Raw genomic sequence first — 4866 nt, forward strand, 5'->3', positions numbered from 1 at the left:
GTCGGGCGCGGGTGCTCGGGGGTGGTCGTCCGCCGACGCCCGTTGCGCCGCGCCGGCCGCGCGTCCGGCCCGGCCGGGGTCAGCGGTACGTCGTACCGGCCGTTGACCGGTGCGCCGTTGCGGGGCTCCTCGGCGGCGCTCACGACCGCTCCCGAACGGCCGAGCGGACCTGTCGGATCCCGTCCAGCACCAGCTGTTCCGCCGCGGCGAGCTGGTCCCGGGTCACCACCACGCCACCGTGGTGAGCGCGGATGAAGTCGTCGAAGGCGGCGGCCGTCGAGCGGGGCGTGAAGTTGTACTCCCGCTCCAGTCTGGTGGTGTCCACCACTCGACCGTGCACGAAGAGGTCGACCTGGTCCAACCCGTACCGGCCGAAGCCCAGATTGCGGGCGACCGCGGCGGCGCCGGAGAGGCCCGGCTCCAGCACCGGCAGGGCGACCCGGCCGGCCCGGCGGATGGCCTGGGACAGGGAGAGCACCCCGGGGCCGGCGACGTTGTACGTCCCCGGGTGGTCCTCGGCGACCGACCGGTGCAGCACCTCGAGCGCGTCGTCGAAGTGGACGAACTGCAGCCGGGGATCGCGACCGAAGACCGTGGGGACCACCGGCTGGGAGAAGTACCGGGTCAGCGTGGTGTCCGCCATGGACCCGATGAACGGAGCGAAGCGCAGCACGGTGGCGGTGACGTCGGGCCGGCGCCGGCGGAAACCGCGGACGTACCCCTCGATGTCGAGGATGTCGCGGCCGAAACCACCGCGCGGCACCTCGCGCGGCTCGGTCTCCTCGGTGAAGACCGCCGGGTCACGGAACGACGCGCCGTAGGCGGCGGTCGAGGAGCGGACCACGAGCTTGCGCAGCCGGGGCGCCCGCTGGCAGGCGGCGAGCAGCTGCATGGTGCCGATGACGTTCTGTTCCTTCATCGCCGCCCGGCCGCCGTGCTGCGGGTCGGGGGCGCTGACCAGCGCGAGGTGCACCAGGGCGTCGACGTCGAGGTCGGCGAGGAGGCCGCCGAGCGAGTCGAGGTCGAGCCGGATCCGTTCGACCCCGTCGAGGAGGTCGGTGAGCTCCGGGTTGGGGGTCGACGGGTCGACGCCGATGACCCGTTCGATCCGGGGGTCGGCGGCGAGCCGGGCGGCGACGTGCGCGCCGAGGTAGCGGCCGACGCCGGTCACGACGACGACCCCCGGAGCACCTGTGGTGCCACCGGGGGTCATGTCGTGCGCCTTGCCGGGCAGGTGGGATCGAGCCGGGACGTCCGCGGCAGGATCACCTGAGCCTCCGAGGGTCGACAGTTGGCAGGTGGTGCCGGATGCCGGGCCGAGGCCCGGCCCCGGTCACTTGCCGAGACGGCGACGCTGGACGCGGGTCTTGCGCAGCAGCTTGCGGTGCTTCTTCTTAGCCATGCGCTTGCGGCGCTTCTTGACCACCGAGCCCATACGACAGCCTTTCGATGCAACGTGCGGGGCGGACCGGGTGACACCACCTCGGGTGGCGTCGTGCCCGCTTGCGGACAACGGACCGGACCAGCGTGGTGGGCAGGGCGCACCGAGGTGCGGTCACGGTCGGGGTCCAGCGTAGCCGGAGTGCGTCAGCAGGACCAACGCGCCCCCGTCGATGCCCGTTACGTCGCACTCGGCGGCGCGGCGGGTGGTGCCTCAGGCGGTTTCCTGAAACGCGCCCCGGAGGTACTCGTGCACCGCGTGTTCGGGCACGCGGAACGACCGGCCGACCCGCACCGCGGTCAGCTCACCGCTGTGCACGAGACGGTAGACCGTCATCTTCGACACCCGCATGACCGTCGCCACCTCCGCGACGGTCAGGAACCTGACATCCGACAGCCGACCGTCGGACTGCGACCCGGCCATGGCTCACCGACCCATTCCCATGCCCGGCGCGTGCCGTCCGGACGGGATGCTTCCGTCACGGCGAGCAACGCGCGTGTTACCAGTACGGTAGCGGGGCCGTTGTGACCGGCGCGATCCCTTCCTGCAACTGATCATGCTGGGGCCGGCGTTTCCACCGTGTTGACCTGGCGCTTTCCTCCCCGATGAGCGCGGCGTCCGGTTGCCCGGCACGGCTCACTCGGCGCGCAGCGCCACCACGGGGTCGAGCCGGCCGGCCCGCTGGGCCGGGACCACCCCGAAGACGATCCCGACCGCCGCCGAGACCCCGAACGCGAGCGCCAGCGACCACCAGGTGATCGCCGCCGGGATCGGCGAGACCGCGTCGACCAGCAGCGCGGTGCCCACGCCGAGCGCCATCCCGGTCAACCCGCCGATGGAGGTGAGCAGCACCGCCTCCAGCAGGAACTGCACGCCGATGTCCCGGGGCCGGGCGCCGACCGCCTTGCGCAGGCCGATCTCCCGGGTCCGTTCCCGCACCGAGACCAGCATGATGTTCGAGACACCCACGCCGCCGACCAGCAGGGAGATGCCGGCGATTGCGGCCAGCACCCCGGTGAGCACGCCGAGGATGTCCCCGAGCACGCCGAGGATCTGCTGCTGGGTGACCGCGCTGAACTCGGTGTCCGGGTGCCGTCGGGACAGCTCGGCGACGATCCGGTCGCCCAGCTCGCCGATCCGCTCCCGATCCGGTGCCTTGACCGCTATGCCGTCCACCCGCTGGGTGCCCCAGAGCCGTTGCGCCGCGGTGACCGGTACGTGCACCTCGTCGTCCCGGTCCACGCCGAGGCTCTGCCCGAGCGGCGCGAAGACGCCGATCACCCGGAACCGGACGCCGGCGAGGGCGACCTGCTGACCGAGCGGATCGCGATCGGGGAAGAGCGCCTCCGCCACCGACGCGCCGAGCACCGCCACCCGCCGGCTGGTGTCCACATCGGCCCCGGTGAGGTAGCGACCCCGGGCCAGCGAGCGGGTGAAGACCGTCGGGGTGGTCTCGAGTACGCCCTGGACGGTGGTGAAGTCGGACCGGTTGCCGGCCCGGGCGGTGGCGCCGGAGGCGACGGTGACCGCCACCCGGCTCGGGTCGCCGACCACCCGCGAGACGGCGTCCACGTCCTTCAGGGTCAGTGGGGAGACCACCGGCGCGTTGCCCACGTCGATCTTGCCCGGGACCACCAGGAGCAGGTTCGAGCCGAGCCCCTCGACCTGCTGCTCCACCTTCTGCTTGGTGCCGGTGCCGATGGCCACCAGCACCACCACCGACGCGACCCCGATGATCACGCCGAGCATGGTCAGCGCGCTGCGCATCCGGTTGGCCCGCAGCGCGTCCAGCGCCACCCGCCAGGCCTCGGCGACCCTCATGCCGCGCCTCCGGAGGGTTCCCGGCCGGCGCGGTCCGAGCTGCCGATTCCGTCGGTGCCGGTCCCGTGCGGAAGGCGTCCGGTGGCTCCGGCGCCGGAGCCACCGGACGGGCGCCCCGGGCCGCTTCCGGACGCGGATCGGGGCTCCGCGCTGGGAGCGGGGCTCAGTGTCTCAGGTCGGTCGCCGGGCCCGGACAGCGGTCGATCATGGAACGCGATCGCCTCCGCCCGGGTGTCGGAGCGGACCACGCCGTCCCGCACCGCGATCTGCCGGCGGGCCCGGGCGGCCACGTCGTGGTCGTGGGTGACCATCACCAGGGCCACGCCGGACTCCGCGTTCAACTGCTCCAGCAGGGCCAGCACCGCCTCCCCGGTCACGCTGTCCAGGTTGCCGGTCGGCTCGTCGGCGAGCAGCACCGCCGGGTCGGTGACCAGGGCCCGGGCGATCGCCACCCGCTGCTGCTCGCCGCCGGAGAGCTGGTTGGGCCGGTGGTTCAGCCGGTGTCCGAGCCCCACCCGGCCGAGCATCGCCGCCGCCCGCTCCCGCCGCTGCCGGGCGCCGATCCCCCGGTACACCAGCGGCAGCGCCACGTTGTCCACCGCCGAGGTACGCGGCAGCAGGTGGAACGCCTGGAAGACGAAGCCGATGGTCTCGTTGCGCAGCGTCGCCAGGTCGGGAGCGGAGAGGCTCGCCACGTCCCGGCCACCGATGACCAGCCGGCCGCCGGTCGGCCGGTCCAGCCCGCCGAGCAGGTGCATCAGGGTGGACTTCCCGGAGCCGGAGGGCCCCACCACGGCGACGTACTCGCCGGGGTCGATGGTCAGCGACACGCCGCGCAGCGCGGGCACGGACACCCCGTCGAGCTGGTACGTCCGGGACACGTCCACGGCCTCGATCGCCGGTACCCCGGCGGGCAGGCTCGCGGTCACCCGAGTTCCTGGCCGTCGCGGACCTGGTCGGCGCCGCGCACCACCACCCGGTCACCGGCCTGCACGCCGCTGAGGATCTGCACCAGGTCCTGACCCTGCACGCCCACGGTGACCGGCACCTGGTCCGCCTTACCGTCCCGGACCACCCAGACGGCGTCCCGCCCGTCGGCGGAGAAGACCGCCGAGGCGGGGACGGTGACCGCGTCGGCCGCCTCGCGTACCCGGAGGTGGACCACGGCGTTCATGCCGGGGCGGGGGATGGGGGCGGCCTCCCCCTCGCCGAGGCGGCCGGCGCCGAGGGCCAGCCGCACCCGGTAGGTCACCCCGCCGCGGGCCGAGGTGGTGGGCAGCACGTCCACCGAGCGCACCCGGGCGTCGTACGTCGCGCCGGTCACCGCGTCCAACTCGACCGAGCCGGCCAGCCCCGCCCGGACCAGCAGCACGTCGGTCTCGTCGACCTCGGCGAGCAGGCCCAGCGCGCCGGTGTCCACGATGGTCAGCACGGGCGTACCGGCGCTGACCCGGCCACCGGCCGGCACCGCGTCGTCCACGCCGGGCGGCGGGCCGCCCTGGACGGGCGCGAGCGCCGAGGAGTCGATCCCGGCCGGTCCGCCGCCGGCCGCCCCCAGCAGCCCGGCCAGATCCGTCGGAGCGGCGGTACGGGTGCCGCCGGGC

6 protein-coding genes are annotated in these 4866 nt (G+C 74.1%); all 6 read right to left on the minus strand.

The genetic code is table 11. The features are described from left to right. Positions 1–139 precede the first annotated feature (139 nt). The gene (locus tag DKL51_RS29140; RefSeq protein WP_109948393.1) at positions 140–1213 is read right to left on the minus strand and encodes an NAD-dependent epimerase/dehydratase family protein; all 1074 of its coding nucleotides are present in this window, start codon (positions 1211–1213) and stop codon (positions 140–142) included. A 120-nt stretch (positions 1214–1333) separates the two neighbouring features. Further along, complete coding sequence (locus DKL51_RS29145; protein ID WP_007465623.1) at positions 1334–1435, minus strand: 30S ribosomal protein bS22; 102 nt, start codon at positions 1433–1435, stop codon at positions 1334–1336. Positions 1436–1654: 219 nt separating this feature from the next. Beyond that, positions 1655–1864, minus strand: a complete 210-nt coding sequence (locus tag DKL51_RS29150) for a helix-turn-helix domain-containing protein (RefSeq protein WP_089005106.1) — start codon at positions 1862–1864, stop codon at positions 1655–1657. A 213-nt stretch (positions 1865–2077) separates the two neighbouring features. Then, a complete protein-coding gene (locus DKL51_RS29155; protein ID WP_109964331.1) occupies positions 2078–3262 on the minus strand; it encodes an ABC transporter permease in 1185 nt (394 codons plus the stop codon). After that, a complete protein-coding gene (locus DKL51_RS29160) occupies positions 3259–4191 on the minus strand; it encodes an ABC transporter ATP-binding protein (RefSeq protein ID WP_243420489.1) in 933 nt (310 codons plus the stop codon). Before DKL51_RS29160 ends, DKL51_RS29155 begins: the two co-directional genes overlap by 4 nt. Further along, on the minus strand, positions 4188–4866 hold a 679-nt coding region (locus tag DKL51_RS29165), incomplete at its 5' end, for an efflux RND transporter periplasmic adaptor subunit (RefSeq protein ID WP_124812796.1). The genes DKL51_RS29160 and DKL51_RS29165, both read right to left, overlap by 4 nt.

This window comes from Micromonospora globispora, assembly GCF_003857015.1.
GTDB lineage: Bacteria > Actinomycetota > Actinomycetes > Mycobacteriales > Micromonosporaceae > Micromonospora > Micromonospora globispora.

Excerpts from the sequence above, each read along its gene's own strand:
- DKL51_RS29140 (WP_109948393.1), bottom strand. The coding sequence starts at position 1,213 with ATGACCCCCGGTGGCACCACAGGTGCTCCGGGGGTCGTCGTCGTGACC.
- DKL51_RS29145 (WP_007465623.1), bottom strand. The coding sequence starts at position 1,435 with ATGGGCTCGGTGGTCAAGAAGCGCCGCAAGCGCATGGCTAAGAAGAAG.
- DKL51_RS29150 (WP_089005106.1), bottom strand. The coding sequence starts at position 1,864 with ATGGCCGGGTCGCAGTCCGACGGTCGGCTGTCGGATGTCAGGTTCCTG.
- DKL51_RS29155 (WP_109964331.1), bottom strand. The coding sequence starts at position 3,262 with ATGAGGGTCGCCGAGGCCTGGCGGGTGGCGCTGGACGCGCTGCGGGCC.